This window comes from Amycolatopsis lurida (genome assembly GCF_900105055.1).
Classification (GTDB): Bacteria; Actinomycetota; Actinomycetes; order Mycobacteriales; family Pseudonocardiaceae; genus Amycolatopsis; species Amycolatopsis lurida.
This window is the reverse complement of the sequence record NZ_FNTA01000004.1, coordinates 4,830,643-4,857,594: the sequence shown is the minus strand read 5'-3', so window position 1 is coordinate 4,857,594 and position 26,952 is coordinate 4,830,643. Positions and strand designations below refer to the sequence as shown.

The window sequence follows — 26,952 nt, the reverse complement described above, 5'->3', positions numbered from 1 at the left end:
CCTCACGTTCGCGCTGATGCTACCTGCGAGTAGGCCGAATGGCCGAAAATGTGATGGACCTTGGTGTTTGGATGGTCACCATGAGCTTCACGCGCTGGGGTCCGCCGATCGACGTCCTCCCGCTGTTCGCGCGGGAGGAGCAAGCCCTCCTCGACGTACTGACCGGACTCGGCGCGGACCAATGGGCCGCGCCGACGGTGTGCACGGGCTGGACGGTGCACGATCTCGCCGCCCACATCCTCGGCGACAAACTCGGCAGGCTGTCCCGTGACCGTGACGACTACCGGACCACCGCGCCGCACGAGGGCGAGCGTTTCGGCGACTTCATCGACCGGATCAACGACGAATGGGTGGTCGCGTGCCGTCGGCTGTCCCCCGAAGTGCTGTTCGCGATGCTGGTGGACAGCACCTCGCAGATCGCCGAGATGTGGGGCCGCGCCGACCTCGACGCCACCGGCGAGCCGGTGAGCTGGGCCGGGGACGAACCCGCGCCGGTCTGGCTCGACGTCGCCCGCGAGTACACCGAGTTCTGGGTGCATCAGCAGCAGATCCGCGAGGCCGTCGGTGCGCGGATGCTGGACGAAGCGGAGTTTCGCGGGCCGGTGGTGGACACCTTCATGCGGGCATTGCCGCACACCCTGCGTGACATCGACGCGCGCGTCGGCAGGCAAGTCGCCTACACCGTCACTGGTCAGGGTGGCGGGAAGTGGACGGCGCGGCGGACCGCCGGCGGCTGGGAGCTCGACCGGGCCGCGCCGACGTCACGCACGCCGCTGGCCTCGGTGACGACGGACGCGGACACCTTCTGGCGGCTGTGCACCCGGAACCCGGCGGACCGCGGCCGGGTCACCGCCGAGGGCGACGAAAACGTTTGCGCCGCCCTGCTCAGGATGACGTCGATCATCACATCGAGTAACGGCTGACTTTCTCCGGCCGGATGACGAGCCGCACGAGATCGAGGGTCTGGATCCCGGCGAGCTCGCCCGCGTGGGCGGGGTCGTCGAGGTCCCAGTAACGCGCGCCGAGTCGTGCGGCCAGTTCGTGCGCCCCGTCGGGCTCGACCGTGACGCCGCCGGAGACCGAGACCCAGCGCTCGCGTTCGCCCACCGGCGCGGCCACGATGATCGACGCGCGGGGGTCGTCCTTCAGCCGCCGCACCTTGGGTGAGTCGCGGGGCGTGAAGAGCTGGATCGTGCCGTCGTCGGCGGCCTCGAACCACACCGGCCGGACCGGGCCGTCGGCCACGGTCAGGAACCCGTGCAGCGGCCTGCGGAGGAATTCGAAGTCGTCAGAGGTCAGCATGAGCTCGATTCAACACGGCCGACACGGACGATCCCATAGGCGAAAGGCCGGATCGCCTGTGTATTCGTCTAACCTCGGCCGGGTGGACGTGTTCAGTGACCTGATCCGCGGGGTGCGCTCCCACGGTTCGCTGTTCGGCAGTTCGACCCTGTCCCCGCCGTGGAATCTGCACTTCGTGGACGGCGCGCCGCTGACCCTGTGCGCGGTGCTCACCGGCGCGGGCTGGATCGTCCCGGAGGACGGCCCGCCCGAGCCGCTTCGCGCGGGCGAGTCGGTCATCGTGCGCGGCCCCGCGACGTTCGCCTTCGTCGACGCGGTCGGCACCCCGGCCGAGCCGATCGCGTGCGGGGAGGACTGCGCGACGCCCGAACAGGGCGGGACGCGGCACCGGCTCGGCTGGGTCGACGACCCGGGCGGCGAGACGACCTTGATCGTGGGCGCGTACCCGGTGCGCGGCGAGATCGGGCGCCCGCTGCTGGACGCGCTGCCCGTCGTGCTGCGGGTGGACGCCGGCGGCACGAGCGACCCCGTGCTGGAACACGTCGCCGCCGAAGTCGCCATCGACGCGCCAGGGCAGCAGGTGGTCCTCGACCGGCTGCTGGACTGGTTACTGGTCTGTTCACTGCGCGAATGGTTCGACCGGCCCGGCGGACGACCCCCGGCGTGGTGGACCGCGCAGCGGGATCCCGTGGTCGGCGACGCCCTGCGCCTGCTGCACACGGAACCGGCGGCACCGTGGACCGTCGGCACGCTGGCCGGGCGGATCGGGGTATCGCGGTCGACCCTGGCCAAACGGTTCGGCGACCTGGTCGGCGAACCGCCGCTGACCTACCTCACCCGTTGGCGGATGACCCTCGCGGCGGATCTCCTCACCGGTCCGGAGCCCGCGACCCTCTCCGAGATCGCCCGCACCGTCGGCTATTCCGACGCGTTCGGGTTCAGCGCGGCGTTCAAACGCGTGCGGGGCGTCAACCCGAGCGAGTTCCGGCGAGGGGTCCCTCAGCGCAGCTGATGCCGCGACTTCTTGGCCTGCTTGCGCAACTGCAGGATCCGCGCGCCACCGACGAGCGCGACCAGGACACCACCGGCGATCACGGAGAACAGCATCGCGACCGCCAGCGGCATGCTCCCGGACATGCCCAGGAAGTGCACGGTGGCCGTGTCCTGGTTCTGCAGGATGAACACGAGCAGGAACACCAGCACGATCAGCGCCACGATGACGGCGATCCAGGTGCCGCTCACCCGCGTCCGTTTGAGCTTCGGGGCGGCTTCGAATTTACCGCTGTGGCGTGCGCCGCCCGCGGTGTCGGACGGCGTGACGGGAACCTGGGCGGCGCCCTCCTCCGGCTGCGTCATGCTGGACAGTGTCCGCCGAAGCGGGCTTGATCGCGCTCTCAAGCGTCCGAACGGGTGACCTCGTCGGCCGCGCGCAGCACGCGCAAGGTGTTCTTCCCGGCCAGCTTCGCGCAGTCCTCTTCGCTCCAGCCGCGTTCCAGAAGGGCCGCGAAGAGCACCGGGTACTTGGAGACGTCTTCGAGGCCTTCGGGCAGGGTCGCGACTCCGTCGTAGTCGCCGCCGAGTCCGATGTGGTCGACCCCGGCAACCTCGCGCGCGTGCTCGATGTGCGCGACGACGTCGTCGATGCCCGCCTTCGGCTTCTCGGGGCCGCCTCGTTCGGCGGTGAACTTCGTGCGCTGGTCGATGTTCCGGTAGTCCTTGCCCGCGGCTTCCATGTCCTGCCGCAACTGGTCGTCCCACTCGGCGACCTTCGGCGAGATGAAGCCCGGCACGAACGTCACCATCGCGACGCCATCCTTGGCGGCCAGGGTTTCCAGGACGTCGTCGGGGATGTTGCGGGGATGGTCGTTGACCGCGGTGCAGGAGGAGTGGCTGAAGATCACCGGCGCGGAACTGACCTCCAGCGCGGCGCGCATCGTGCTCGGCGCGACGTGCGAGAGGTCGACCAGCATGCCGATCTTGTTCATCTCGCGGACGACGTCGCGGCCGAACTCGGTGAGCCCGCCGTGCGCGGGTTCGTCGGTGCCGGAGTCGGCCCAGGTGGTGTTGTAGTTGTGCGTGAGCGTCATGTAGCGAACCCCGAGGCGGCGCAGAATCCTGAGCACGCCAAGGGATTCGGCGATGCTGTGGCCACCCTCGGCGCCGAGCAGCGAAGCGATCTTGCCGTCTTGGAAAGCGCTTTCCGCCTCGTCGGCCGTGTCCACGAGGGTCAGGCGATCGGGGTAGCGCTCGGCCATCTGGTGCACGATCTCGATCTGCTCGAGCACCGCCGTCACCGCGCTGTGGCCCTCGAACTGGCATGGCACGTAGACGGACCAGAACTGCATCCCGAGCCTGCCTTCGGCCAGCTTCGGGAAATCGGTGTGCAGATGCGGCTGACGGACCGTGAGATCCGTGCCGGCCACGGCCTCGACCGGGTCCGGCCCGGTCGTGACCCGCAGCTCCCATGGCAGATCGTTGTGCCCGTCCGCGAGGAGGACCCTGTCGAGCAGGGCCTGGGCGCGGACGAGGTCCCCGTTAGTCATCGGCCGATGCTACGTTCGCGTGCTTTGCTCTCCCCGCCATGGGTTGAGCCACCCCGCGGCCGCTACCAAACCGTTGCCGGTGACCTGGTGCCCGCCGGGATGCCGGTGGGCGACGACGTCCGCACCGCGCTCGCGCAGGTCACGAACGAGCGTGTCCGCCGAAGCCGGCGGCGCCATCGGATCGTGCTCGCCGTTCGACAGGAAGACCCTCGTTCCGGAGAGGTCGTTCCGCGGCGGGGAAGGCAACGGCGACATCGCCGCGAACAGCGCCGCCTCCTTGACGGCGTCCGGGCGCAGCAGGGACACCGCGGCGGCGATGTTGGCGCCGTTGGAGAACCCGATGGCGACCAGCCGCCGGTCACCGAGGCCGTACTCCTCCCGCGAGGCGAGCACGAAATCGGCCAGCTGGTTCGCGCGGAAGACGACGTCCTCGTGGTCGAAAACGCCTTCCGCCAGCCGGCGGAACCACCGTGCCGCACCGTGTTCCGACACCGGCCCGGCGGGCGCGAGCAGCGCTGAGGCCGGGCTCAGCTGCCGGGCGAGCGGCACGAGATCGTCCGGGCCGCCGCCGGTGCCGTGCAGGAGCAGCAGCACCGGCTCGTCGGCCGCCCCTTCGACGTACTTGTGCTCCAAGGTGCTCATCGCGGGTTGTTCTCGCTCGGCAGATCCAACTTCGGCAGCATGGCTTCGATGTCCTCGCGCTTGGGCTCCAGCCACGGCGGCAGTTTCAGCGCGCGGCCGAGTTCCAGCAGCGGCTCGTCGATCGCGAAGCCGGGTTCGTCGGTCGCGACCTCGAGCAGGGTGCCGCCCGGCTCACGGAAGTAGATCGAACGGAAGTACTGACGGTCCAAAATGGATGTCACGTTCACGCCGTCGTCGATCAGCTCGTCGCGCCAGGCGGCCTGGGTGTCCTCGTCCGGCGCGCGCCAGGCGACGTGGTGCACGGTGCCCGCCGCCACCAGCCCGCGCGGGGCGTCGGGCGTGACGAGGACGTCGACGAGCGCGCCGGGGCCGCCTGCACCGGCGGAGAACCGCAGGCGGTTGCCGTCCTGGTGTACAAAGGTCAGGCCGAGTCCGTCGGTCAGCATCCCGGCGGTCGCGTCCTCTTGGGACACCGACAGCGTGACGGAGTGCAACCCGCGGATGGCGTGCTCGGCGGGGACCAATTTCGTGTCCCACGGGTCACGCGGGTCGCCCTGCGGATGCGCGACGAGGGCGAGTTCGAGGCCGTCCGGGTCGAGGAAGGTGAGCGTCTCCTCGCCGTCGGCGTTGCGGCCCTGGCTGCTCTCGACGCGGTTCTCGGCGAGGTGCCGCTTCCACCAGCCGAGGGAGGACTCCGGCACGGAGAACGACGTCGTGGTCGCCTGGCCGGTGCCGTGACGGCCCTTCGGCGCGTCACGCCACGGGAAGAACGTCATCAGGGAGCCGGGCTTGCCGGACTCGTCGCCGTAGTAGAGGTGATACGTGCCGGGGTCGTCGAAGTTCACGGTGGTCTTCACCAGCCGCAGGCCGAGTGCCCGGGTGTAGAAGTCCGCGTTGCGCTGGGGGTCGCCACCGATGGCGGTGACGTGATGCAGGCCCGAAGTCTTGATCGACATGGTGCCCCTCCTCTGGGAGCCGGTGAACTCAAGCTAGCCCGATAACCTCTCGCGCGCAAGATATATTCCAGGAAGAGTTCTTGGTGTACCCTCGCTCGCGTGACAGTGGCGAAACCGGAGGAACCGAACGACGACGAAGTGGTCACGTGGTGGGGCCTGGTGATCGAGGGCTACCTGGCGACGCAGAACAAGCTGATGGGCGAGATCGCCGAACGGTTCGGCCTTGCGCCGGCGTCGTTCGACATCCTGCTGCGGCTCGTGCGCTCGCCCGAGCACCGGATGCCGATGACGCGGCTGGCCGTCGAGGCGGCGCTGTCGAGCGGCGGGTTCACCAAGGTCGCGGACCGGCTGGTCGCCGCGGACCTGATCTGCCGCGTGCCGAGCCCGGACGATCGCCGCGTCACGTTCGCGGCGCTCACCGACCACGGTCTCGACGTCGCCGAGAAGGCGAGGGAAGCGTGTGCCGAGATCCTGCGGCGCATCGTCCTGACCCCGCTCGGTGACGGCGCGCACGACTTGGCCGAGGCCATGCGGACCTTGCGCACCGTCAACGGAGCTTGATCCACCCTCGGTCACGCGAGTTACGTCTTCGATCACGTGAGTTACGGGTCTGAGCACGCGAGTTACGGGTCTGAGCACGCGAGATCCGCCTCTGCTCACCTGAGCTTGACGGGCGGAGTCGGCGAACTCGCGTGACCGAAGAGCGAACTCGCGTGCTCAGAGGCGGGTCTCGCGTGATTGAAGGCGTAACTCGCGTGATTGAAGGCGGATCAGCCGGGCAGGGGCGACGTGGGGTCCGGCTGATACGTCCGGACCTCGTACATGTCCCGCACCAGTTCCCGGATGACGTTGCGCCGGATCTTCCCGGTCGCCGTCTTCGGCAGTTCGCCCAGCTCGACGATGCCCCGCGGCCGCTTGAACGACGCCAGGCCCGCCCGGCAGAACTCGATCAGCTCGTCCGCGTCGAGCCTGCCGCCCGGTACGCCGACCACGCACGCGACCGGTTTCTCGATACCGTCGGCGTCGAAGGCGGCCACCACCGCGACCTCGGCGACCGCCGGATGCTGCAGCAGCCTGTCCTCGACCTCGGCGGGCGACACCCAGATCCCGCCCGGTTTCAGCATGTCGTTGAAGCGCCCGAGGCAGGTGTAGCTCCCGTCGGCGTTGCGTACGAAGCTGTCGCCCGTCCGCAGCCACTCGCCCTGGAAGACTTGCTTCGTCGTTTCGTACCGCGCCCAGTACCCGGTCGCGATCGACGGCCCGGCGACGAACAGTTCCCCGGGCTGCCCATCCGGCACCGGCTCCCCCTGTTCGTCGCGCAGCGTGATCTCGTAGCCCGGCACCGGGACCCCGGTACTGCCGGGGCGGACCTGGCGGGGCCGGTTGGACAGGAAGATGTGCAACGCCTCGGTCGAGCCGATCCCGTCGAGGATCTCGACGCCGAAGCGGTCGCGGAACCGCTCGTACAGTACGGCGGGCAGGGGCTCCCCCGCTGAAACGGCTTGGCGCACCGAGGAAAAGGTGTCGTCGGGAATGTCACTGGCGAGCAGCGCGGCGTAGAACGTCGGGACCGCGAAGAACAACGTCGGCCGCTCCGCGCGGGCCCTGGCGGCGATCAGCCCCGGGGTCGGCCTCGCCGGTTCGAGCAGGGTCGTCCCGCCGGCGGCGAGCGGGAAGAACGCCGAATTTCCCAGGCCATAAGCGAAGAACAGCTTTGGGACGGACAGGAACCGGTCGTTCGGCCCGATGTCCAGCACGCCGCGCGCATACGTCTCGCAGACCGCGCGGATGCTCGCGTGCCGATGCATCGCGCCCTTCGGCTTGCCCGTCGTTCCCGATGTGTACAGCCAGAGCGCGGGCGAATCCTCCCAGGTCGGCGCCGGTTCGAACCCGTCGTCGTCCACAGTGGACAGATCGTCCCATTCGTGCGCGCGGACCCCGGACGGCAGTTCGGCCACCTTGGCGCGATCCAGCACGACGTCGGTGACCTCCGGCGCCAGCCCCAGCGCGACCGTCGCCTGCGCGGCGAACTCGCCCGAAACACACAGGACCCTGGCCCGCGAATCGGCGAGCAGCTTGCCGAGGTCCAGCCCGGTGACCATGGTGGACACCGGCACCGCGACCGCTCCGGCCAGCATCGCGCCGAGGATCCCGGTGAGCAGTTCGACGTCGTCGACCATGCAGAACAGAACTCGCTCCTCCGGGCGGACGCCGATCGCCTTCAGCCCCGCCGCGACCCTGCGGCTTTCGGCCGCCAGCCCGGCGTACGTGAGGCTCCGCCTCGGGGAAACGACCGCGTCCTTCGCCCCGCGTCCTTCCGCCAGATGCCGGTCGAGCAGGTAGCTCGCCGCGTTGAAACCGGTGGCAGCAGCGGACACAGGCACACCTTCTATCGGCTCAGCTCAGGTAAACGTATTCGTAGTCGAACGGTTTCCCATTGATGCCCTGACGTGGCGGTGCCACCCAGCTCGCGATCTTTCCTCGCTCGTACACCGGGTGCATCAGCGATCGGACGAAGGTCAGGTCTTCGGGAGTGGGCAGCCACTTGCGTTTGCCGGCCAGCCAGGTCCGCTCGTCGACAACGGTGCCGTCGGGCGTCACATGGTGGCCGGAGTTTATGCCGACTTCGCGATTGAATCCAGGGTGCGGGAGGACGAATCGGAAGTCGACGCCCGCCTCGTCCAGGATCCTGTTCCAGCGGTTGACGCCGGTCTGGCAGTCGGCGCGGTACTCCTCCCGCAGGTCGAGGTTCAGCAGCAGGATGGCCGCGAGTTCCTCGGTCTCCCAGGTGCCGTCGGCCCGCGGCCGGGACAGCGAGCCGGCGGCGTCGGTGAGCTTGTGGTCGTCCTTGCGGCGAGCCTCCTGCCAGCGGCCTTTCAGCCCGGCGGTGTAGTAGTTCGCCGCGTTGGTCGACGTCTCGCCGCCGAACAGGTCGAGCGACACGGTGTAGTGGAAGTTGAGGTAACGCTGGATGACGTCCAGCGGGATCCCGCCGTGCCCGGCGATGTCGAAGGTGTCGTGCTCGCGGATCAACTCGGCACTGCGGGTGACCACCCGGTCGACCCCGGTGGTGCCGACGAACATGTGGTGCGCCTCTTCCTTGAGCATGAATTCACAAGTGCGGGAAAGCGGGTCGAAGCCGCTTTCCTTGAGGGTGCCGAGCTGATATTTGCCATCACGATCGGTGAAATAGGTGAACATGTAGAACGCAAGCCAATCCGCGGTCTCCTCGTTGAAGGCGCCGAGGATCCGGGGCGCGTCCGGACTTCCGGAATTCCGGAGCAGCAATCCTTCCGCTTCGTCCCGGCCTTCGCGGCCGAAGTAGGCGTGCAGCAGATACACCATCGCCCACAGATGGCGGCCTTCTTCGACGTTGACCTGGAACAGGTTCCGCAGGTCGTAGAGGCTCGGCGCGGTGAGGCCGAGCAGTTTCTGCTGCTCGACCGACGCGGGTTCGGTGTCGCCCTGGATCACGATGAGCCGCTGCAGGTCGGCGCGGTATTCGCCGGGAACCTGCTGCCAGGCGGGCTCGCCCTTGTGCTCGCCGAAGCCGATGACCCGGTCCGGATCCGGCTCCGCGAGGAAGATCCCCCACCGGTAGTCGGGCACGTCGACGTGGTCGAAATGCGCCCAGCCGTCCCGGCCGACGCTGACCGCGGTGCGCAGATAGACCCCTTGCGTCCGCAGCGCCGGGCCCATTTCGCCCCACCAGTCAAGGAACTTCGGCTGCCAGCCCTCCAAAGCCCGTTGGAGGCGCCGATCACCGGAGAGGTCGACGTTGTTGGGGATCTTGGCGTCGTAATCGATCTTGGTCGGCATGGGCTGTTCAAACCCGCTTCCTGTCGAAGACGGCCTTCTGACCGGTACCGTAGCGACGCAGCGCGCCCTCGGGGCCGGATGCGTTCGGACGAGTGAAGATCCAGTTCTGCCAAGCGGCCAGGCGGCCGAAGATCTTGCTTTCCAGCGTCTCGGGGCCGACGAACCGGTGGTTCGCCTCCATTCCGGTCAAGGCGTCCGGGCTGAGCGAAGCCCGTCCTTCCAGCGCGATCCGGATCTCGTCCTCCCAGTCGAGGTCGTCCGGGGCGTCGGTGACCAGGCCGAGTTCGTTCGCCTCCGTCGGGCTCAGCGGCTTGCCTCGCACCTCCGCGAGCCTCGTGACGTGGTCCCGGTCCCCGAAGAACCGGGATTCGAGGCGGGTCAGGCCATTGCCCATCGGGAAGCGGCCGAAATTGGCTTCGGACAACGTGATCGACGCACGTTCTTCACTGTCTTCGTCGTCGATCGGCGGACCGTCCAAGATGTACTGCCGGTCCGCGGCGAGCGCGAGCTCCAGCAGGAGCCCGGCGTAACAGCTACCGGGCTCGACGAGGGCGATCAGGCTTCGGCTGGTGACGTCCAACCTCTTCAGCGTTCGCTTGAAGTAGTGGACGATTTCGTTGCTCAGACAGTTTTTCGCGTCGAACACAGCGCGTTCGTGTTCGAGGACCTTCGCCGGATCGCCTTCGGTGCGGAGCACCCAGGTGCCGAGTTCGGGTTCATTGGTGCGCAGGCGCAGGATCGCGTCGTCGAGCTCGCGGGTGACGTCCAGGAGCCAGCCGTCGTCGCCGTCCGGGCCCTTGACGGTGATCGTCGCTTCGGTCTTGCCGCGGGCGATGTCGACATAACGATGCTCGAGCGGCTTCAGCTCGACGCCTTCGCCGTCGAGCCGCTCGCTCGTCCGCGCGAACTCCTTCGCCCTGGCCAGCACGGCTTCGCGGAAACCCTGCCGCGGCACGAGTTCGTCAACGAGCCGCCAGTCGACGGCGGTCCGCCCCTTCACCCCATCGGGGCGGGTGGCGAAGACGTCGGCGAGGTCCCGCCGCACGCCGCGTTTGTCGACCACCCTGGTGAGCCCGCCGGTGCCGGGCAGGACGCCGAGGAGCGGCACCTCCGGCAGCGCGACGGTCGAGGAGTTGTCGGCGACCAGCAGGATCTTTTCGCAGGCGAGCGCGATCTCGTAGCCGCCGCCGGCGCAGGTGCCGTTGACCGCCGCGACGTAGATCTGCCCGGAGTGCGCGGCGGCGTCCTCCATGGCGTTGCGGGTCTCATTGGTGAATTTGCAGAAGTTCACCTTCCACTCGTGCGACGACGAAGCCAGCATGCGGATGTTCGCGCCGGCGCAGAAGACGTTGTCCTTCGCGCTGGTCACGATGACCACGCGGACCTTGGGATGTTCGAACCGCAGCCGCTGCGTCGCGTCGTACAACTCGATGTCGACGCCGAGGTCGTACGAGTTGAGTTTGAGCTCGTATCCCGGCACGAGACCGCCGTCCGGGTCGACATCGAGTTCGAGCCATGCGACGTCGCCGTCGGTGGACAGCTTCCAATGCCGGTAGCCGCTGGGATGACGTTCGAACGTCACCGATGTGGTCCGCGTCACCCTACCGATTGTCTACATTGCACTGATCAGCGTCAATGTTATGTAGAAAGTTGGTCACGGAGCGCGGGCTCCCGGTTGAGTTTCGTCGCCGCCCAGGTCACGAACGCCCACAGCACCAGCGCGGAGGCCGTGTCGGTGTAGATCGTGGCGAACCAGAAGGCCGGGATCTGCGGCACGGCGACCAGGAAGTGGCCGAGGCTCGCGAGACCGGACAGCGAGTAGACCATCAGGAAGGCGAGCGCCCGCCAATAGCGTCCGCGCAGGTAGTCACGGTAGCCGAGCACGCCGAAGACGGTGAGCAGGACGTACGCGACGACGACCAGGGTGGCGGCCATGTCCACCGAGATGCCCTCGACCTGCGGATAGTCCGCCGCCCTGAGCACGTTGTGCGCGTAGTGCAGCGTGGTGGACAGCAGCGTGAAGGCGAGGATCAGCCGTAACGCGGTGAGCCCTCGGCCTTGAAGAGTTTCCATGTTCGCCCCCTATGCGACTTGATAGATCGCTCTAGCGAGAGCGTAACGCACGGTTCGAGGGAGGTGAAGGGGGCTTTCGTCCTGTGCGTTGGATGTCCCGGAACCCACACAGTCACCTGAGGGACCAAGGGACCTTCGCTACTGCGGAGTGGGAGACAGGAGGGTGTGAGGAAACAGAGACATTGAGCGTCCCTATTTCCACACACCCCTCACCCCGCGTAGCAACCCTCACCGACCGTGTGGGTTTCGGGACGTCAGACGTCCCGAAACCCACACAGTCACCCGCGGGAGCAAGGGACCTTCGCTACCACCCGCTCCTGGCGTCGCCCTAAGCACAGGTTGCGAAAGCCACTTTCGCAACGCTGAAGGTTGCGAAAGTGGCTTTCGCAACGCACTCCGCGACCGAGGCGCGATGACGCATCAGGAAGCACACCGCTCTGAAAATGTCGGTGGGTGCGCGTAGAGAAGGAGGAGTGCCCGAAGCGACCGTGCCCCTGATCGGGGTCGAGAACCTGAAGATGCCCGACTGGGCCACGCCCGACGAGACGGTGGCCGACGCGGGGATGATCAAGGCCATCCGCGCGCTCCCGTCCGCCGTGGCGATCGTGCTGCGGCTGGCCTGGCGGACGTCGGCGCGGCTGACCCTGCTCGCCGGCGTCGTCCACGTTCTTTCCGGTTGTGTCACGGCGTTCGGCCTGCTGGCGACGGCGAACGTGTTCACCGCACTGCTGGAGAACGGGCCGACACCGGACAGGGTGCTGGAATCGCTGCCCGCGCTGATGATCGTCGTCGGCTCGTACGCCTTGCGCGCGCTGCTGGACACGGCGGTGGCCGCGGTCGAGGGCACGCTCCGGCCGCGGGTCGTGACCTCGGCGGGCGACGAGGTCACCGCCGCCATGGTCAGGGTCCGGTTGCTGGCCTTCGAGGACGCCGATTTCCGGGAACTGGCCAGGCAGGGCGCGCGGGACGGGGTCCGGTCGATCGAGATGAGCCTGCGCTGGATCGCGGATCTGACGTCGGCGCTGATCTCGCTGGTCGCCGCGCTGGTAGCGGCGGGTCTGCTGAATCCTTGGCTCGCGCCGGTGCTACTGCTCGCGGCGGCGGCCGACGGCTGGGCGGCGGCCAAGGTCGCGCGGCTGAACTACCGGCACTATCTCGACACCGTCGGCCGGAACATCCGGAAGAGGATCGTCGAAGAGGTGGCCACCTGGCGCCAATTCGCCCTCGAACGGCACGCCCTTACCTTGCAGGAGCCCTTGCTCGATGAGTACCGCCGGATCACCGAAAGCCTGATGCGCGAGGAGGTCCGGCTCGCGCATCGCAGCAACATGGTCCGCCTGACCGGGCGCGCGGCGGCCGGGGTGGGCACCGCGATCGCGTATCTGGTGCTCGGTCTCCTGCTCTACAGCGGGCAGATGGAACTCGCCCTCGCCGGGACGGCCGCGCTCGCCATGCGGACGGCGTCGAACTCGCTGTCCGTCACGATGCGCGCGGTGAACGCCATGTACGAGGAGTCGTTCTACATCGCCTTCTTCCAGCGGTTGCTCGTGGAATCCGGGAAACGCGGTCCGGTGCGGGGTGGGGTCGCCGCGCCACCGGATCCGGCGGAGATCCGGCTGGAGAACGTCGGCTTCACCTATCCCGGTCAGCGAAATCCCGCGCTGCGCGAGGTTTCGCTGACCATCCGGCGTGGCGAGGTGATCGCCCTCGTCGGGGAGAACGGTTCGGGCAAGACCACGCTGGGCAAGCTGCTCACCGGGCTCTATCCGCCTTCGGAGGGAAAGGTGTTCTGGGACGACGTCGATCTCGCCGGCGCCGATCACGAGTCGGTGCACGCCAACATCGCGGTCATCGCCCAGGATCCCGCCGAATGGCCGATGACCGCGGAGCACAACGTGACCGTCGGCAGGCTCGGCCGGGAAGACCCGGAGCGCGCCGCATGGCATGACGCGATCACCTCTTCCGGCGCCGACGAAGTGATCGATTCCTTGCCCGCCAAGGAGAAAACGGTGCTGTCCAAGAAGTTCAACGACGGGCAGGACCTTTCGGGCGGGCAGTGGCAGCGGATGGGCATCGCTCGCGGGATCTACCGCGACGCCGCCGTCCTGGTCGCCGACGAGCCGACGGCCGCCCTCGACGCGAAGGCCGAGGCACGGGTCTTCGCGGGCCTGAGGCACGCGAGCGTTTCCGCGGCGGGCAGGCGCACGACGATCCTGGTGACCCATCGGCTGGCCAACATCCGCTCCGCGGACCGGATCCTGGTGCTGGAGAAAGGACGGCTGATCGAGCAGGGCACGCACGCCGAACTCATCGAGGCAGGAGGCCTCTACCACGAGCTTTACGAAATCCAGGCCCGTGCGTATCGCGGCGAGTGAGCGGGTATCCGTGGACGGCAAGGACCCGATCCACCGGAGGAACCATGTCCGACCAGGAAGACCGCGAAGCAGCCGACGGCCCGAGCCCGGCCGACGCCTCGGAAGAAGCCGTCCAGCTCAGCAGGCCAGATGGCGGCGAACCGGGCGACACCGAGCCGGAAGAGATCGCCGAAGACGAGGGCACGCAGCGAACGGCCGGGCCGGAAAGCCAAGCCGTCCACATCGAGGAGGCGTAGCCGATTTCGCCTGGGACGGTCACACTGTCCTGATGCCGGAGAAGATCGCCGAAGTGAACGGCATCCAGCTGTGCCACGAGACGTTCGGTCGGCCGGACGGCAGGCCGTTGCTGATGATCATGGGTTTGGCGTCGCAGATGATCTGGTGGGACGACGAACTCTGCGAAAACCTCGCGGCAGAGGGGTTCTACGTCATCCGCTACGACAACCGGGACGCCGGCCGGTCCAGCCGGATGTCCGGCCGGGCGAACCTGCCGCTCGCGTACGCCCTGCGCACGGCGCCGTACTCCCTGGCGGACATGGCGGGGGACGCCGCCGGGCTGCTGACCGCACTCGGCGTCGAGAGCGCGCACGTCGTGGGCGCGTCGATGGGCGGAATGGTCGCGCAGACGCTGGCCATCGAATATCCGTCGCGGGTGCGATCGCTGACGTCGATCATGTCGACCACCGGCAACCGGTTCGTCGGGCGGCCGAGTGCCAAGGCGATGGCGATGCTGCTTTCGGCGCCTCCTCGCAGCCGCGAGGAGTACGTCGATTCGCTGGTGCGCACCTTCCGCGTCATCGGCTCGCCCGGCTACCCCTTCGACGAGACCAGGATGCGTGAACGCGCGGAGCGGTCCTTCGACCGCGGCGTCGATCCCGGCGGGACCGCGCGGCAGCTGGCGGCGATCGTTTCGAGCCGGGATCGCTTCCGCGCGTTGCGGAAACTCGAAGTGCCCGCACTGGTCGTGCACGGTTCGAAGGATCCGCTCGTGCACGTTTCCGGCGGCCGGGCGACGGCCCGCGCACTGCGGGAGTCCGAAGTGGACATCGTCCCCGGGATGGGACACGACCTCCCGCGCGCGATCTGGCCACGGCTGGCACGTGGTCTGGTCCGGACGGCCGACCGCGCCGACGTCAAGACCCGGCGAGCGTGATCGAACCCAGATGCGAGAAATGCGCCGCCACCCGTGAACCCGGGCGCACGTCGACCGCGTCGGTCATCCCGCCGGTGAGCACGATCCAGCCGGGCTCCAGCGCGAGCCCTCGGGCACCGAGGGTGTTGGCCGCCAGCGCCAGGGCTTCCGCCGGATGTCCCTGCACGGCCGCACCTGTCGCGGTGTCGACGATGGCACCGTCGACCTCCAAAAGCGCCGCCTCCAGCGAAAGGTCCACTGTGGATGGTTCGACGCCGACCGGTCCCAGCGTGAAATACGCCGAGAAACCGTTGTCCGCCACGGCGTCCGGGAGCTTGCCCCGGTAGTCACGGTAGCGGCTGTCGACGATCTCGATGCCGCCGTGGACCCGGTCCACCGCCGCCATCGCGGTCGCCGCGGTGACACCGGGGCCCGCGAGCCGGTCGCCCAGCACGAAGACCAGCTCGGGTTCCGCCCGCGGGTGGATCAGCGACGGCAGCGGGACACCGGCGGGCAGCACCATCGCGTCGGTCAGCCACGCGAGCAACGGCGAAGCGATCCCCATCCGCCGCTGCATCACTCGCGAGGTCAGGCCCAGCTTGACGCCGATCACCGTCTCGCCGCGTGCCCGCCGAAGCCGCAGCGCCTCGTCCTGGATCGCATAGGCGGTATCGACGTCCAGTTCCGGCCAGGCGTCGGTCAGCGGTTCGCGTTCTTCCCCGGACAGCAGCGCTTCCGCCGCCTCCCGCACACCAAGGCTCACGGCCGTTCCTCCCCGGAGAACTTCGCGGTGACACTGCCGAGCCCCGCCATCGTCGCGACGACGGTGTCGCCCGGACTCACCGGGATCGCACGCGTCATCGAACCCGGCAGCACGACGTGCCCCGGTTCGAGCGCGACGCCGAGCGGCCCGACCGTGTTCGCGAGCCACACCAGCGCGTTCACCGGCGAGCCGAGTACCGCGCCGCCCGCGCCGGTCGCCGCGATCTCGCCGTTCTGGTGCAGGACACAACCCACCAGCCGCAGGTCGATGTCGCCGATCGCGGTCGGCCTGCTGCCGAGGACGACCCCGCCCGAGGACGCGTTGTCCGCGATCGTGTCGACGATGCTGATCTTCCAGTCCTGGATGCGGGAATCGACGATCTCCAGCGCCGGGACGACGAAGTCCACCGCCCGCAGCGCGTCCGCCACCGTGATGCCGGGACCGCGCAGCCGCGAGCCGAGCACGAACGCGATCTCCGGCTCGATCCTCGGCTGGAGGAAGCCGCCGATCGGGATCGGCTGGTGTTCGAGGTGGAACATCGAGGCGGTCAGATGGCCGTAGTCCGGCTGATCGACGCCCATCTGCCGCTGCATGGCGGCGGACGCGAGACCGACCTTGTGCCCGCGCACCTCGTCGCCGCGTTCGGCCCAGTGGCGGACGAGCCGCTGCTGGATGCGGTACGCGTCCTCCAAGGTCGCGGCGGGGTACGTCTCGATGAGGGGCGCGATCGGCTTGCCGGTCTCGTACGCGCTGAGCAGCGCGGCCGCGGCCTCCTGCAGCGTGCTGGCGTCCATGGGCTCCTTCCGACAGCCGAACTCTGCCCCGTCGCCTGGGCCCGCACAAGACGCCCGTTCCACTGGCCGGTACGCACGGGGTCAGGCCGAGTCCTGGCCGCCGCCGTACTGATTAGGCCGAAAGGGTCTCGCACGACCCCGATCATCACCTAGCCTGCTCCCATGTCCGATTGGGCGCTCTCACGGGCGAAGGCCAGGATCGACCGTCGCGAAGAGCTCGACGAGCTCACCGCGCGCATCCGCTACGAGGTACGAGTGCACCTCAATGAGCCCACCGCGCACAACGCCTACGACGAGCTGACCGACATCTTCGCCATCGGGCACGCGGAGTGTTCGGCGCTGCTGAAGCACCGCCGTGTCCTGCCGCTGTGGGAGCGGCTGCTGCTCCAGCGCTACACCCGCCGTCTCTACGGCAAGGCGGTCTCGGCGACCGTCGGTGACCTCCCCGCCGACGCGGGGCCCGCGCCCGCGGCCGCGTTCGGCCAGGAGATCGCCTCCCTGACCCCGGATTCCGGTGACACGGGGGCGAAATTCGATCTGCAGGGCCGCGGCCTGGTCAACGTCTTCCGCATCGCGGCCGGTCGGCACGGCGCGAGCTGGCCGGATCGCCACGACGTCGCGACGACGTCCGCGCGCAGCGTCCTCACCTGCTCCGCGGTCTTCCTGCGCCGCCGCGCCTGGCACGTCGTCTGGCCGGTGTACCGCGTGCGGGGCCTGCGGCTCTGGAAGCTCTAGAGCTGCCACGCGGGACAGACCTCGTGAGTGGTAAGTGTCGTTAGAACGACACTTACCACTCACGAGGTCCGTCACGTTCGCCGTACCTCAGCAGGAATGCGCGGCCACCCGCCGTCGTTGAACCCGGTATGACCGATCGCGCCACCGAGATCCTCGCCGGATCGAAGACGATCGCCGTCGTGGGGCTGAGCCGTGATCCGGCCAAGGCTTCGCACGGGGTCGCCGCCGTGCTGCAGGCACACGGGTTCCGGATCATCCCCGTCCACCCGTCGGCCCACGAGCTGCTGGGCGAGAAGGTCTATCGCTCGCTCACCGACATCCCGGAGCCCGTCGACCTGGTCGACGTTTTCAGGCCGGCCGAGGACACTCCGCCGATCGCCGAACAGGCCGTCGCGATCGGCGCGAAGGCGCTCTGGCTGCAGCAGGGCATCGTCTCCGCCGAGTCCCGCCGGATCGCCGAAGAAGGCGGATTGGCCTACGTCGAAGACCGCTGCACCGCCGTCGTCCGAGCGGTCGCGAATCTGTCTGTGCGTTAGAAACACACTTCGCATCGAACCCTCGCCGCGATTTTCCGGCGAGGGTTCGTTCATATCCGTGAACAAAAGAATGACCTTTGAAGTCATACACCGATTTTGATCAGCCGAACGGATTGGTCCAAACCGGTGATCTTGACCAGAAGCCTCCGAACTGGGAAAACTTGTCCGGTCGCCAGTTTGTTAAGAAACCTTCCCAAGGGTCGGGCGAGCTGTTAACGTCCGAATCCGCTTAGCGGAAACAGGTGCCGGCCATCGGTACCCCGGTCCAACGGAGGGCGAAGTGGGCACACCACGCGGCCTGGATTCCAGTGGCACACTCGAGCGCGGGCTCGCGGTTCTCGAGCATGTCGGTCAGAACCAGGAGATTTCCACCAACGCGATCGCCCGGCAACTGGGTCTCTCCCGGAGCGCCGCGTACCGCATCGTCGGCACCCTCAAGAACCTCGAATATCTCGAAGCCGATCGTGCCACCGGCCGCGTGCGGCTCGGCACCCGGCTGGTCGAACTCGGCGCCCGCGCGATGGCGGCGACCGACCTCCACCGCTGCGCGCCGCGCTATCTCGCCTCGCTCGCCGAACGCAGCGGCGAGACGACGTATCTCGCCGTCCCCGACAACGACACGATGGTCTACGTCGCCACCGAACGCAGTGCCAACGCCGTCACCCTGGCCTGCCGTCTCGGCACCCGCCGTCCGCAGCACGCGACGTCACTGGGCAAGGCGTGGCTGGCGGCACTGCCCGAACAGGACCGCGTCGAACGCATCCGCCGGATGAAGCTCGACAGTCTCACCCTGAAGACGATCAACGATCCGGCCCGGCTCCTCGACGATCTGGCCAGGACCAGCCGTCGCGGCTGGGCCGTGGACGACGTCGAGAACGAGCCGGACGTGGGCTGCGTGGCCGCGGCCGTCCGCGACCACACCGGACGGCCGATCGCGGCGATCAGCATCGCGGGCCCCGCCGGCCGGGTGCTCCGCCGCACCGACGAACTGGGCGCGACGGTGGCGGGCACCGCGGCCGCGCTGTCGCTCCGGCTGGGTTACGTCCGCGCGCAAAGGGCCTGATGTGGGCTGGATCCAGGACTACCAGCCGGCGGGCGGGCTGTGGGTGTCCGCCGCGCTGGCGGCGCTGCCGATCGTCGTGCTGCTGGTGACGCTGGGAGTCCTGCGCAGATCCGCGCATCTCTCGGCGGCGCTGGCGCTGATCACCGCGCTGCTGGTCGCGATACTGCTGTACCGCATGCCCGCCGGGCTCGCCTTCGATTCCGCGGCCATGGGGCTGGTGTTCGGGGTGTGGTCGGTGGCCTGGATCGCGTTCCACGCCGTGTACTTCCACAATGTCACCGTCGCGACGGGACGCTTCGACGACATCAAGGCGGTTCTCGCCGGGTTCAGTGAGGACCGCCGCCTCCAGGCGCTGCTGATCGCGTTCGGTTTCGGCGCGCTGCTGGAAGGGATCGCGGGCGGCGGTTCACCGATCGCGATCACCGCGGCGATGATGGCCGCGCTCGGTTTCCCGGCGGTGAAGGCGGTCGTGCTCGCGCTGCTGGCGAACACCGCGCCGGTCGCGTTCGGCGGCCTCGGCAATCCGCTGATCGTGCTGGGCAGGCTGACCGCGCCGATCCTCGACATGAAACAGGAACAGGCGACGGAACTGTTCTCGTCGATGGTCGGCCGCCAGCTCCCGGTTCTTGCGCTGATCGTCCCCGGATTCCTGATCGTCGTCCTCGCCGGCTGGAAACGGATGATCGAGGTCTGGCCCGCCGTGCTGACGGCCGGGCTGTCGTTCGCGGTCATGCAGTTCGTCACCTCGAACTTCATCAGCCCGAGCCTCGTCGACGTCGTCGCCGCGCTCGCCGCGATGGCGTCGCTGTGGATTCTGACGCGGTTCTGGCAGCCGTCGGCGGTGTGGCGTTTCGACGGCGAAGAACCGGTGCGGGCCGGAGCGAGCCTCGGCGCGGCGAAAGCCGGACGCGGCGCGCTGTACGCGTGGGCGCCGTACCTCGTCTTGATCGCGGCGATCTTCCTGTCCCGGATCGGCACGATCTTCAAGAACCTGCCCGAAGGGCTGGACCTGACGAAGCTGCTGCACAAGGCCGACTGGGTGTTCGCGTGGCCGGGGCTGCACAAAGAGGTCGTCCAGCACGCGCCGATCACGCCGAAGGACACCCCGTACGCGGCGACGTTGACCGTCGATTTCCTTTATTCACCGGGAACGGTGGCCCTGATCGCGGCGATCGCGGCGGGTTTCCTGATGGGCGCGAAACCGCGGCTGCTGCTGGCGACCTATCGCCGGACACTGCACCAGATGCGCTGGGCGCTGGCGACGATCTTCATGATCCTCGCGATCGCGTTCGTCATGAACTACTCGGGTGCGACGCAGACACTCGGTCTCGCGCTGGCGACCACCGGGGTGCTCTTCCCGTTGTTCTCCGCCTACATCGGCTGGCTGGGCGTCTTCCTCACCGGATCGGACGCGTCGACGAACAGTCTCTTCGGGCCGATGCAGGTGATTTCGGCTCAGCAGCTGCACGTCGACCCGATCCTCGCCGGTGCCACCAACACCTCCGGCGGTGTGATGGGCAAGATGATCTCGCCGCAGAACCTGTCCATCGGCGCCACCGCGATCGGGCGGTCCGGGCAGGAGGGCGCGCTGCTGCGGCAGACCTTCCTGTGGTCGGTCGTGCTGACCGCCGTGGTCGGGGCCATCGCGTTGCTGCAGGCGACGGTGCTGGACTTCATGATCCCTGGTCGTTGAGCCGGATCAGGCCCGCTTCGGTCGGCCGGAAACCGCAGGCGCCGAAGTAGAACTGACCCAGTTCCGGCACGAAGTCGACGTGCAGCCATTCGCAGCCCGCCGCTCGCGCGTGGAGCACGGCCAGCCGGACGACGGCCGTGCCGATGCCCCGGTGCTGATGGGTCCCGCGGGTCTTCGTGTCGAGCAGGAAGGCGTGCGCGCCGCCGTCCCAGGCGACGTTCACGAAACCGACCAGTGTTCCGGCGCCGTCGCGGGCGGTGACCCAGCCGAGGCTGTGCCGCCGGATGCCGTTCCACCAACCGGGTACGGGCTCCCCGCCGTGTGAACGGACGAGATCGGACATCTCGTCGTCGGTGACCGGGTCACGCCAGCGATAGGAGAAGTCGGCCATCCCGCCAGCATCCACGAAATGATCATTCCGCGCCAACCGTTTGATGATCGCCGAGAATGTCCACAATGGTCACCCTATCTTTACCGGCCATTGGGCTGGATGGATGAACACCAGGTTCGTTCACCGGAATGGGAACTACCGTTGTCCTCATGCCCATGACGCTGATCAAAGGTACGTTCCAGCTCGTCGGAGCCTCACCGGACGGCGATTCGGTCCGATTCTATCCCGAAGATCCACAGGCGACCAAGAAGGCGGGCTTGAAGGTCCGGCTCAATTCGCGGGGCGGGATGCAGCTGCGGCTCGACGCGATCGACGCGCTCGAAACGCATTACCAGGCCAGGGGAACCGGCGGGATGTGGCATCAGCCCGCGGAATTCGCGGACGCCGCCGCGGCGAACCTGCTGAAGGCACTCGGCTTCAAGAAGGTCGAACGCGATGAACGGGGAACGGTCACTTCGTCGACGCCGATCAAGGTACCGGGTCACATACTGACGCGATTCGCCGACAAATACGGACGGGCGGTGGCCTTCGCCTTTCCCGGGCAACGGCCGGGACGGTCCGCGGACCTTTCCAAGGTCCATCTCGACGTCAAAACCCTGAAGAACTCCGCGAACCATCGGCAGGTCGCGGACGGCCTCGTCTACCCGACGTTCTATTCACTGCTTTACCCGGATCTGCGTGACGCCTTGGCCGCAGCGGCGGTCGAAGCGCGTCGGAACGGGCTCGGGCTGTGGCCTCACGACGTCACGAACTCCGGGTTCAAGCTCTCGTCGCGGCGGCAACTGGCCGACGAACTGGTGATCCTGCCGAAACTCTTCCGCAGGCTCGTCGACTACCTCGCGCTCGACGAAAGCGGCGGGGTCTCGCTGAGCGGCTTCTCCGACTTCCTCGATTCCCGCAACGACCGCCTGTTCACCGTCCCGGACGGGCACGCCACGGAATTCGAGACCTTGGTGAGCGTGAAGCGGCAGACCGTGAACCTGACGATCGAGCCCGAGCGGATCGTCTTCATCGAGGCCTGAACCGTGCCCCGTGTCGGCAAAAACACCGTACCTCCCTCCCCCTCCGCCGTGCTCATCTGAAAGGTGGGAGAGGGAGCCGATGCGAGGACACGGTTCACGGCGGCCGGAGGAGGCCGACGGGCGGATGGAGACGGCTTCGAAACTCGTCGACGCCATCCGCGTCCTGGTCGTGCGCTACTGCCGGGCGCGGATCGGCCGCCGCTCGGGTACCTACGACATCGCCGACGCGATCGCGAAGGACAGCTGCCGCGAGATCTTCGCCGGGGCGGCCGGCGCTCCCGCGCTCCTCAGGTTCGCCTACGACGTCACACACGGCCTGGTGGACGACTTCCACCGGACCACCACCGAGCTGCCGAACCCGCTTTCGGGGCTGCCGGGCCAGCAGCGCGAGATCATGGTGCTGCGGTCGCTCGTCGGGCTTTCCGCAGACGACACCGCGCTGGCGCTCGGCTGCTCCGTCCAGGCCGTCCGGCTGGGGCAGCACCGGGCGCTGAGCACCCTGCGCCCAACCCCCGCCTGACGCGTTCCCTGGTCAGGGGGTGCACTCCGCGGCCCGGTTCAGCAGCAGGGTGCGCTCGCGGTCGTTCCCGGTCATCTCCGCCGCGCGCTCGAACTCGGCGCGGGCCTCGTCGAGACGGCCGAGCTTCGAGAGGAAGTCGCCTCGCACACTCGGCAGCAGGTGATACGACTTCAGCGCGGGCTCCGACACCAGCTTGTCGACGACCTCGAGCCCCGCCTCCGGCCCGACGGCCATCGACAGCGCCACGGCCCGGTTCAGTTCGATCACCGGCGACGGGTTCAGCTTCCCGAGCCCTTCGTACAGGACGGCGATGCGGGCCCAGTCGGTCTCGTCGCCCGTTCGCGCCCGCGCGTGACAAGCGGCGATGGCGGCCTGCGCCGCGTAGACGCCGAAAGCCCCGTCCGCTAGCGACTCGGCGAGTTCCAGCGCGGCGAGACCGCGGCCGATCAGGAGCCGGTTCCATTTCGTCCGGTCCTGATCCATCAGCAGCACGGGTTCGCCGTTCGGCCCGACGCGCGCGGCGGAGCGTGACGCCTGGATCTCCATCAGCGCGACGAGCCCGTGCACCTCGGGTTCCTTCGGCATCAGCCCGGCCAGGATCCGGCCGAGCCGCAGCGCTTCTTCGCACAGCGCCGGCCGCATCCAGTCTTCGCCCGCCGTCGCCGAATAGCCCTCGTTGAAGATCAGGTAGATGACCTCGAGCACCGAGGACAGGCGCGCGACCCTGTCCTCCCCCTCGGGCACCTCGAACGGCACCTTGGCGTCGCCGAGCGTCTTCTTCGCCCGGACGATCCGCTGCGCGATGGCCGTCTCCTTCGCGAGGAACGCCCGCGCGATCTCGTGCGTCTGGAGCCCGCCGATCATCTTCAGCGTCAGCGCCACCCTGGCCTCGGTGGAGAGCACCGGGTGACAGGCGGTGAACACCAGCCGCAGCAGATCGTCCTCGATGTGGTCGTCGAGAGCCGCGGTGAAGTCGGGATCCTCCTCGAACTCCAGCTCGCGGCCGATCTCGCCGAGCTTCTTCTCGTACCGCTCGTTGCGCCGGAAGGTGTCGACGGCGCGGCGTTTCGCCGTGGTCATGAGCCAGGCGCCCGGATTCCTCGGCACGCCCGACTCAGGCCACTGTTCGAGCGCGGCGACCAGCGCGTCCTGCGCCAGTTCCTCCGCGAGTCCGACATCGCGCGTCATCCGCGCGAGGCCGGCGATGAGGCGGGCCGATTCGATCCGCCACACCGCGTCGATCGCCGAACGGGGGTCTGCTGTTGCCGTCACGCCGACCAATCAACATCGTCGGCGCGACGACCGCAACCACTAGTTCGCCTCGGCCTGCTCCCGCAGCCGCTGCTCGCGCTCGACGATCTCGGGGGTCGCGTTGTCGAAGTCCTCCATCTCCGCGATCCGGCGGATCTCGATCTCGCCCTCGCGGAACGGCGCGCGCTTCATCCATTCGACGACCTCGGCCCTGTCCTTGACCTGCAGGATCCAGAAACCCGCGATGAGCTCCTTGCTCTCGGCGAACGGCCCGTCGACGACCCTGGCCTCGGTGGTGCCGGAGTACTGGATGCGGAAACCCTCGGAGCTGGGGAGCAGGCCCTCACCCGCGAGCATGACGCCGGCCTTCACCAGCTCCTCGTTGAACTTCCCCATCTCCTGAAGGTCCTCGGCGCTCGGCTGCGCACCGGCCACATCGGTCTTCTCGTCGCTCTTGACAATCACCATGAACCGCATCTGAGGTCTCCGTTCCCGGCGGGGGTCGTCCCTGCCACATCTACGCGTCGATCGGGCATCCCCGGTTTCGACACGGTCTCCGAACTTTTTTCCGCGGTCATTCGAGCAGCCGGAAAACCGCAGGTCAAGGGCCCATGAAAGTGCCGCCTCATCCCCACCACCCACCCTTGAAGGACGCGCTCCGCGCGACTCGATCTAATCTTGACCGTGGCCGCCCTCCCCGAAACCCTCCGCTCCGCCCTCGACGAAGAGCTGGGCAAATACCCGCAGAACAGGCTGACGCAGTCCGTCGAGCGGCTCAGCACGCGCTACCGCGAGAACAACCCCGCGAGCGCGCCCATCCTCTCCTCCGAGGTCGACATCGCGGCGTACGCGGGCTACCGGATGCCTGCCACGTACGCGGCCGTACACGCCGTTCTCGCCGAAGCCGCCCTCCGTGCTCCCGGGTTCGCTCCGCGGACCCAGATCGACGTCGGCGGCGGGACCGGTGCCGCGATCTGGGCGGCGGCCGACGTGTGGCCGTCGCTGGAGGAGAGCACCGTCGTCGAACAGGTCCCGGGCGCGATCGCGCTGGGACGGCGGCTCGCGGGGAACGCCGGGGACAAGGCCGTCCGGGGGTCGACCTGGCGACGTGGTCTGATCGACCCGGCCGCGCCCGCGCCGGAGGCCGATCTGGTGACCCTCTCCTATGTCCTCGGCGAACTGCCCGAAGCCCGCCGGTCCGACGCCGTCCGCTGGCTGTCGGCGAAGGCCGGGATGCTCGTCCTGATCGAGCCCGGCACCCCCGCGGGTTACGAACGGATCGTCGAAGCGCGGGATCAGCTCGTCGAACTCGGCCTCTCCCTGGTCGCGCCCTGTCCGCACGAGGGCACGTGCCCGATCCCGCGCGGCAAGGACTGGTGCCATTTCTCCGCGCGTCTCCCGCGCACCGGCCTGCACCGCCAGCTCAAGTCCGCGACGCTCGGCTTCGAGGACGAGAAATTCTCCTACGTCGTCGCGTCGCGCACGGCGCCGGAACGCGCCGAAGCCCGTATCCTGCGGCATCCGGTCAAACGCAAGGGCATGGTCGGCCTCTCCCTCTGCGCCGGAGCCGGGCTCACCGAAACGATCGTCACCAAACGGCACGGCACGGCTTACCGCGCGGCCCGTGACGCCGAATGGGGCGACGCCTGGCCCACTCAGTCCACAGTAGACTGACGAGCCCGTCGCACCTGGTTGCCGACGGCGGCGAGCAATGCGCCGAGCGCCGGATTGTCGTTGCTCCGCCGCCACATCAGTTCGAGTTCGACCGGGCGGTTCTCGACCCCGTCCACCGGGCGGAGCACCACTCCCTCGAAGCGCAGCGCGGCGGCCGCGGCCGGGATCAGCGCGACCCCGAGTTCCGCCTTCACCAGCGCGAGCACCGTATGCACCTGACAGGGGTATTGCGTGTACTCCGGCAGCACCCGGGCGGAGCGGAACACCGCCACGACCAGGTCGTGGAAGTAACGGCCCTCCGACGGCGAGTACATGATGAACGGCTCGCCGTCGAAGTCGCGGACATCGGGATTCTTCTTGCGCCGCGCCAAAGGATGCGCCGACGGCAACGCCGCCAGCAGCCGCTCCCGCCACAGCGGCAGGGTCACCACGTCGGCTCCCGTGACCGGCGGCCGGATCATGCCGAGGTCGATCCCACCCGCCAGCAGCTCCTCCACCTGCGCCGCCGTCACCAACTCCCGGAGCACCAGATCGACACCGGGCACTTCGGCGTTCGCGACGGCGATGACGCGTTCGAGAGAGGAATACGCCGCCGTGGCGGTGAAACCGAGCGTGACGACCCCGGCCTCGCCCTTCTTCGCCCGCCGGGCGTACAGCGTCGCCTCGTGCGCCGAACGAAGGATCTTCCTCGCCTCGGCGAGGAAAACCCGGCCGGCCGGGGTCATCCGGACCGTGCGGTGCGTCCGGTCGAAAAGCTCGACCCCCAGTTCGCGCTCCAGCAACTGGATTCGCCTGCTCAACGGCGGCTGGGTCATCGAGAGCCGCTCCGCCGCCCGGCCGTAGTGAAGTTCCTCGGCCACCGCGACGAAACTCACCAGCTGCTCCAAGGAAAACACCCAGCCAGTCTAGGTATCGCCGAAGGGCGGACAAGCGCCGAATCGGTATCGTTCAGCGCGGGATGTCCACTGTGCGGTCGACGATCCCGGCCGCCACGGAAAGGATCTTGCGATTGTTGCTCCGCGCGTAGGCGCGCAATACGCCGAACGCGTCGTCCACCGAAACCCGGAGCCGTTCGGCGAGAACGCCTTTCGCCTGCTCGATGAGCACCCTGCTGTTCAACGCCGTCTGGAGCTGACCGGTGACGATCTCCTGCCGCTGCCACGTCCGGTGATGCAGGATGCCGATCGTGGCGATGCCCGCGAGCGCCCGCGCCAAGGACAATCCGTCGTCATCGAGCGACGCGGGGCGGGAGTCGAAAAGGTTCAGCGCACCGATCACGTCTTCACGAAGCCGCATCGGTACGGCGTACACGGAACGGAATCCGGCGTTTTCCGCCTCTCGGGAGAACTTGGGCCAGCTTTCGCCCGCGCGCGCCAGATCCGGGCAGACCACCGGCTCGGCGCGCCGGTAGCAATCCAGGCCCGGCCCCTCCGAGTTCCGCACCTGGAACAATTCGAGCGGGCGGGTCTTTTCATCGGACGCGGCGACCATGGTGAGGGCGCCGCGCGCGTCGGCGAGCAGCAGACCGGCGGTGCCGACACCGAGCAGTTCGACGCATCTGCACGCGAACAGATCGAGGAATTCGACGAGGTCGAAGTCGTCGACGAGGGTGTCCGCCAACTGGACGAAGGTCTCGGGTAAGCCGGCCATCAGGTCGGTCATCGTCTC

At 68.3% G+C, this 26,952-nt stretch carries 29 protein-coding genes; 13 read left to right on the top strand and 16 right to left on the bottom strand.

What is annotated here, in order from left to right:
* Positions 1-71 precede the first annotated feature (71 nt).
* On the top strand, positions 72-923 hold the full coding sequence (locus BLW75_RS28315; RefSeq protein ID WP_241783423.1) for a maleylpyruvate isomerase family mycothiol-dependent enzyme: 852 nt from the start codon (positions 72-74) through the stop codon (positions 921-923).
* Here the strand turns inward: BLW75_RS28315 and BLW75_RS28310 are convergent.
* The gene (locus tag BLW75_RS28310) at positions 904-1,302 is read right to left on the bottom strand and encodes a pyridoxamine 5'-phosphate oxidase family protein (protein ID WP_034308201.1); all 399 of its coding nucleotides are present in this window, start codon (positions 1,300-1,302) and stop codon (positions 904-906) included. The two genes, BLW75_RS28315 and BLW75_RS28310, sit on opposite strands and share 20 nt — an antisense overlap.
* 82 nt (positions 1,303-1,384) lie before the next feature.
* Here BLW75_RS28310 and BLW75_RS28305 point away from each other — a divergent pair, with 82 nt between their 5' ends.
* A complete protein-coding gene (locus BLW75_RS28305) occupies positions 1,385-2,314 on the top strand; it encodes an AraC family transcriptional regulator (RefSeq protein ID WP_034308198.1) in 930 nt (309 codons plus the stop codon).
* On the opposite strand, the gene BLW75_RS28300 is transcribed toward BLW75_RS28305, so the two are convergent.
* Genes BLW75_RS28300 through BLW75_RS28285 form a run of 4 tightly spaced genes read right to left on the bottom strand, consistent with a single transcriptional unit; the run spans position 2,302 to position 5,443 of the window.
* A complete protein-coding gene (locus BLW75_RS28300; RefSeq protein WP_034308196.1) occupies positions 2,302-2,658 on the bottom strand; it encodes a LapA family protein in 357 nt (118 codons plus the stop codon). The genes BLW75_RS28305 and BLW75_RS28300 overlap by 13 nt on opposite strands.
* Before the next feature lie 38 nt (positions 2,659-2,696).
* Positions 2,697-3,845, bottom strand: coding sequence for a dipeptidase (locus BLW75_RS28295; protein ID WP_034308193.1), 1,149 nt, complete (start codon positions 3,843-3,845; stop codon positions 2,697-2,699).
* A gap of 9 nt (positions 3,846-3,854) precedes the next feature.
* Positions 3,855-4,487 carry an alpha/beta hydrolase gene (locus tag BLW75_RS28290; protein ID WP_034308190.1) on the bottom strand — a complete coding sequence of 211 codons (633 nt, stop codon included), beginning with the start codon at positions 4,485-4,487 and terminating at the stop codon, positions 3,855-3,857.
* Positions 4,484-5,443, bottom strand: coding sequence for a ring-cleaving dioxygenase (locus BLW75_RS28285; protein WP_034308188.1), 960 nt, complete (start codon positions 5,441-5,443; stop codon positions 4,484-4,486). The genes BLW75_RS28290 and BLW75_RS28285 overlap by 4 nt, the downstream gene beginning before the upstream one ends.
* A 99-nt stretch (positions 5,444-5,542) precedes the next feature.
* Here BLW75_RS28285 and BLW75_RS28280 point away from each other — a divergent pair, with 99 nt between their 5' ends.
* Positions 5,543-6,004: a MarR family winged helix-turn-helix transcriptional regulator gene (locus BLW75_RS28280; protein ID WP_167373528.1), complete on the top strand. Its 462-nt coding sequence runs from the start codon at positions 5,543-5,545 to the stop codon at positions 6,002-6,004.
* Between the two features lie 209 nt (positions 6,005-6,213).
* Here BLW75_RS28280 and BLW75_RS28275 read toward each other — a convergent pair whose 3' ends face one another.
* Genes BLW75_RS28275 through BLW75_RS28260 form a run of 4 tightly spaced genes read right to left on the bottom strand, consistent with a single transcriptional unit; the run spans position 6,214 to position 11,335 of the window.
* On the bottom strand, positions 6,214-7,821 hold the full coding sequence (locus BLW75_RS28275; protein WP_034308184.1) for a benzoate-CoA ligase family protein: 1,608 nt from the start codon (positions 7,819-7,821) through the stop codon (positions 6,214-6,216).
* 19 nt (positions 7,822-7,840) lie between these two features.
* On the bottom strand, positions 7,841-9,262 hold the full coding sequence (gene boxB, locus BLW75_RS28270; protein ID WP_034308181.1) for a benzoyl-CoA 2,3-epoxidase subunit BoxB: 1,422 nt from the start codon (positions 9,260-9,262) through the stop codon (positions 7,841-7,843).
* Between the two features lie 7 nt (positions 9,263-9,269).
* On the bottom strand, positions 9,270-10,862 hold the full coding sequence (gene boxC, locus BLW75_RS28265) for a 2,3-epoxybenzoyl-CoA dihydrolase (RefSeq protein ID WP_034308179.1): 1,593 nt from the start codon (positions 10,860-10,862) through the stop codon (positions 9,270-9,272).
* A 38-nt stretch (positions 10,863-10,900) separates the two neighbouring features.
* A complete protein-coding gene (locus BLW75_RS28260; protein ID WP_091598485.1) occupies positions 10,901-11,335 on the bottom strand; it encodes a hypothetical protein in 435 nt (144 codons plus the stop codon).
* A gap of 473 nt (positions 11,336-11,808) precedes the next feature.
* Between BLW75_RS28260 and BLW75_RS28255 the strand changes: the two genes are divergently transcribed.
* Genes BLW75_RS28255 through BLW75_RS28245 form a run of 3 tightly spaced genes read left to right on the top strand, consistent with a single transcriptional unit; the run spans position 11,809 to position 14,863 of the window.
* A complete protein-coding gene (locus BLW75_RS28255; protein WP_034308176.1) occupies positions 11,809-13,710 on the top strand; it encodes an ABC transporter ATP-binding protein in 1,902 nt (633 codons plus the stop codon).
* A 44-nt stretch (positions 13,711-13,754) separates the two neighbouring features.
* Positions 13,755-13,946, top strand: coding sequence for a hypothetical protein (locus tag BLW75_RS28250; RefSeq protein WP_034308174.1), 192 nt, complete (start codon positions 13,755-13,757; stop codon positions 13,944-13,946).
* A gap of 32 nt (positions 13,947-13,978) precedes the next feature.
* Positions 13,979-14,863: an alpha/beta fold hydrolase gene (locus BLW75_RS28245; RefSeq protein WP_034308172.1), complete on the top strand. Its 885-nt coding sequence runs from the start codon at positions 13,979-13,981 to the stop codon at positions 14,861-14,863.
* Here BLW75_RS28245 and BLW75_RS28240 read toward each other — a convergent pair.
* Together BLW75_RS28240 and BLW75_RS28235 are read right to left on the bottom strand one after the other, a co-directional pair.
* Positions 14,844-15,605 (bottom strand): 2-keto-4-pentenoate hydratase, encoded by a 762-nt coding sequence (locus tag BLW75_RS28240; RefSeq protein WP_034308169.1) that lies wholly within the window; start codon positions 15,603-15,605, stop codon positions 14,844-14,846. The two genes, BLW75_RS28245 and BLW75_RS28240, sit on opposite strands and share 20 nt — an antisense overlap.
* Entirely contained in the window at positions 15,602-16,399 is a 798-nt protein-coding gene (locus BLW75_RS28235) for a 2-keto-4-pentenoate hydratase (RefSeq protein WP_034308167.1), read from the bottom strand. The genes BLW75_RS28240 and BLW75_RS28235 overlap by 4 nt, the downstream gene beginning before the upstream one ends.
* Before the next feature lie 162 nt (positions 16,400-16,561).
* Between BLW75_RS28235 and BLW75_RS28230 the strand changes: the two genes are divergently transcribed.
* The 4 genes from BLW75_RS28230 (at position 16,562) to BLW75_RS28215 (ending at position 20,426) form a co-directional block, all read left to right on the top strand.
* Entirely contained in the window at positions 16,562-17,134 is a 573-nt protein-coding gene (locus tag BLW75_RS28230) for a hypothetical protein (protein WP_034308164.1), read from the top strand.
* 128 nt (positions 17,135-17,262) lie between these two features.
* Positions 17,263-17,670: a CoA-binding protein gene (locus BLW75_RS28225; RefSeq protein WP_034308161.1), complete on the top strand. Its 408-nt coding sequence runs from the start codon at positions 17,263-17,265 to the stop codon at positions 17,668-17,670.
* Between the two features lie 280 nt (positions 17,671-17,950).
* Positions 17,951-18,733 (top strand): IclR family transcriptional regulator, encoded by a 783-nt coding sequence (locus tag BLW75_RS28220; RefSeq protein WP_034308159.1) that lies wholly within the window; start codon positions 17,951-17,953, stop codon positions 18,731-18,733.
* A gap of 1 nt (position 18,734) precedes the next feature.
* Positions 18,735-20,426 carry an L-lactate permease gene (locus tag BLW75_RS28215; RefSeq protein WP_034308155.1) on the top strand — a complete coding sequence of 564 codons (1,692 nt, stop codon included), beginning with the start codon at positions 18,735-18,737 and terminating at the stop codon, positions 20,424-20,426.
* On the opposite strand, the gene BLW75_RS28210 is transcribed toward BLW75_RS28215, so the two are convergent.
* Entirely contained in the window at positions 20,407-20,817 is a 411-nt protein-coding gene (locus tag BLW75_RS28210) for a GNAT family N-acetyltransferase (protein WP_034308154.1), read from the bottom strand. The two genes, BLW75_RS28215 and BLW75_RS28210, sit on opposite strands and share 20 nt — an antisense overlap.
* Before the next feature lie 149 nt (positions 20,818-20,966).
* Between BLW75_RS28210 and BLW75_RS28205 the strand changes: the two genes are divergently transcribed.
* Both BLW75_RS28205 and BLW75_RS28200 read left to right on the top strand, forming a co-directional pair.
* Positions 20,967-21,839: a hypothetical protein gene (locus BLW75_RS28205; protein ID WP_034308152.1), complete on the top strand. Its 873-nt coding sequence runs from the start codon at positions 20,967-20,969 to the stop codon at positions 21,837-21,839.
* 79 nt (positions 21,840-21,918) lie between these two features.
* Positions 21,919-22,359, top strand: a complete 441-nt coding sequence (locus tag BLW75_RS28200) for a sigma factor-like helix-turn-helix DNA-binding protein (RefSeq protein WP_241783421.1) — start codon at positions 21,919-21,921, stop codon at positions 22,357-22,359.
* A gap of 12 nt (positions 22,360-22,371) precedes the next feature.
* On the opposite strand, the gene BLW75_RS28195 is transcribed toward BLW75_RS28200, so the two are convergent.
* Together BLW75_RS28195 and BLW75_RS28190 are read right to left on the bottom strand one after the other, a co-directional pair.
* The gene (locus BLW75_RS28195; RefSeq protein WP_034308146.1) at positions 22,372-23,640 is read right to left on the bottom strand and encodes an RNA polymerase sigma factor; all 1,269 of its coding nucleotides are present in this window, start codon (positions 23,638-23,640) and stop codon (positions 22,372-22,374) included.
* Between the two features lie 30 nt (positions 23,641-23,670).
* Entirely contained in the window at positions 23,671-24,087 is a 417-nt protein-coding gene (locus tag BLW75_RS28190; RefSeq protein ID WP_034308143.1) for a YciI family protein, read from the bottom strand.
* A gap of 207 nt (positions 24,088-24,294) precedes the next feature.
* On the opposite strand from BLW75_RS28190, the gene BLW75_RS28185 reads away from it, so the two are divergent.
* Entirely contained in the window at positions 24,295-25,284 is a 990-nt protein-coding gene (locus tag BLW75_RS28185) for a small ribosomal subunit Rsm22 family protein (protein WP_034308140.1), read from the top strand.
* On the opposite strand, the gene BLW75_RS28180 is transcribed toward BLW75_RS28185, so the two are convergent.
* Positions 25,266-26,180 carry a LysR family transcriptional regulator gene (locus BLW75_RS28180; RefSeq protein ID WP_034308138.1) on the bottom strand — a complete coding sequence of 305 codons (915 nt, stop codon included), beginning with the start codon at positions 26,178-26,180 and terminating at the stop codon, positions 25,266-25,268. The genes BLW75_RS28185 and BLW75_RS28180 overlap by 19 nt on opposite strands.
* Positions 26,181-26,232: 52 nt before the next feature.
* On the bottom strand, positions 26,233-26,946 hold the full coding sequence (locus BLW75_RS28175) for a GAF and ANTAR domain-containing protein (RefSeq protein WP_034308136.1): 714 nt from the start codon (positions 26,944-26,946) through the stop codon (positions 26,233-26,235).
* Positions 26,947-26,952 lie beyond the last annotated feature (6 nt).

Coding starts and splice junctions, on each gene's coding strand:
- BLW75_RS28315 (WP_241783423.1), top strand. CDS start 72: ATGGTCACCATGAGCTTCACGCGCTGGGGTCCGCCGATCGACGTCCTC.
- BLW75_RS28310 (WP_034308201.1), bottom strand. CDS start 1,302: ATGCTGACCTCTGACGACTTCGAATTCCTCCGCAGGCCGCTGCACGGG.
- BLW75_RS28300 (WP_034308196.1), bottom strand. CDS start 2,658: ATGACGCAGCCGGAGGAGGGCGCCGCCCAGGTTCCCGTCACGCCGTCC.
- BLW75_RS28295 (WP_034308193.1), bottom strand. CDS start 3,845: ATGACTAACGGGGACCTCGTCCGCGCCCAGGCCCTGCTCGACAGGGTC.
- BLW75_RS28290 (WP_034308190.1), bottom strand. CDS start 4,487: ATGAGCACCTTGGAGCACAAGTACGTCGAAGGGGCGGCCGACGAGCCG.
- BLW75_RS28285 (WP_034308188.1), bottom strand. CDS start 5,443: ATGTCGATCAAGACTTCGGGCCTGCATCACGTCACCGCCATCGGTGGC.
- boxB (WP_034308181.1), bottom strand. CDS start 9,262: ATGCCGACCAAGATCGATTACGACGCCAAGATCCCCAACAACGTCGAC.
- BLW75_RS28260 (WP_091598485.1), bottom strand. CDS start 11,335: ATGGAAACTCTTCAAGGCCGAGGGCTCACCGCGTTACGGCTGATCCTC.
- BLW75_RS28250 (WP_034308174.1), top strand. CDS start 13,755: ATGTCCGACCAGGAAGACCGCGAAGCAGCCGACGGCCCGAGCCCGGCC.
- BLW75_RS28245 (WP_034308172.1), top strand. CDS start 13,979: ATGCCGGAGAAGATCGCCGAAGTGAACGGCATCCAGCTGTGCCACGAG.
- BLW75_RS28235 (WP_034308167.1), bottom strand. CDS start 16,399: ATGGACGCCAGCACGCTGCAGGAGGCCGCGGCCGCGCTGCTCAGCGCG.
- BLW75_RS28230 (WP_034308164.1), top strand. CDS start 16,562: ATGTCCGATTGGGCGCTCTCACGGGCGAAGGCCAGGATCGACCGTCGC.
- BLW75_RS28225 (WP_034308161.1), top strand. CDS start 17,263: ATGACCGATCGCGCCACCGAGATCCTCGCCGGATCGAAGACGATCGCC.
- BLW75_RS28210 (WP_034308154.1), bottom strand. CDS start 20,817: ATGGCCGACTTCTCCTATCGCTGGCGTGACCCGGTCACCGACGACGAG.
- BLW75_RS28205 (WP_034308152.1), top strand. CDS start 20,967: ATGCCCATGACGCTGATCAAAGGTACGTTCCAGCTCGTCGGAGCCTCA.
- BLW75_RS28200 (WP_241783421.1), top strand. CDS start 21,919: ATGCGAGGACACGGTTCACGGCGGCCGGAGGAGGCCGACGGGCGGATG.
- BLW75_RS28190 (WP_034308143.1), bottom strand. CDS start 24,087: ATGCGGTTCATGGTGATTGTCAAGAGCGACGAGAAGACCGATGTGGCC.
- BLW75_RS28175 (WP_034308136.1), bottom strand. CDS start 26,946: ATGACCGACCTGATGGCCGGCTTACCCGAGACCTTCGTCCAGTTGGCG.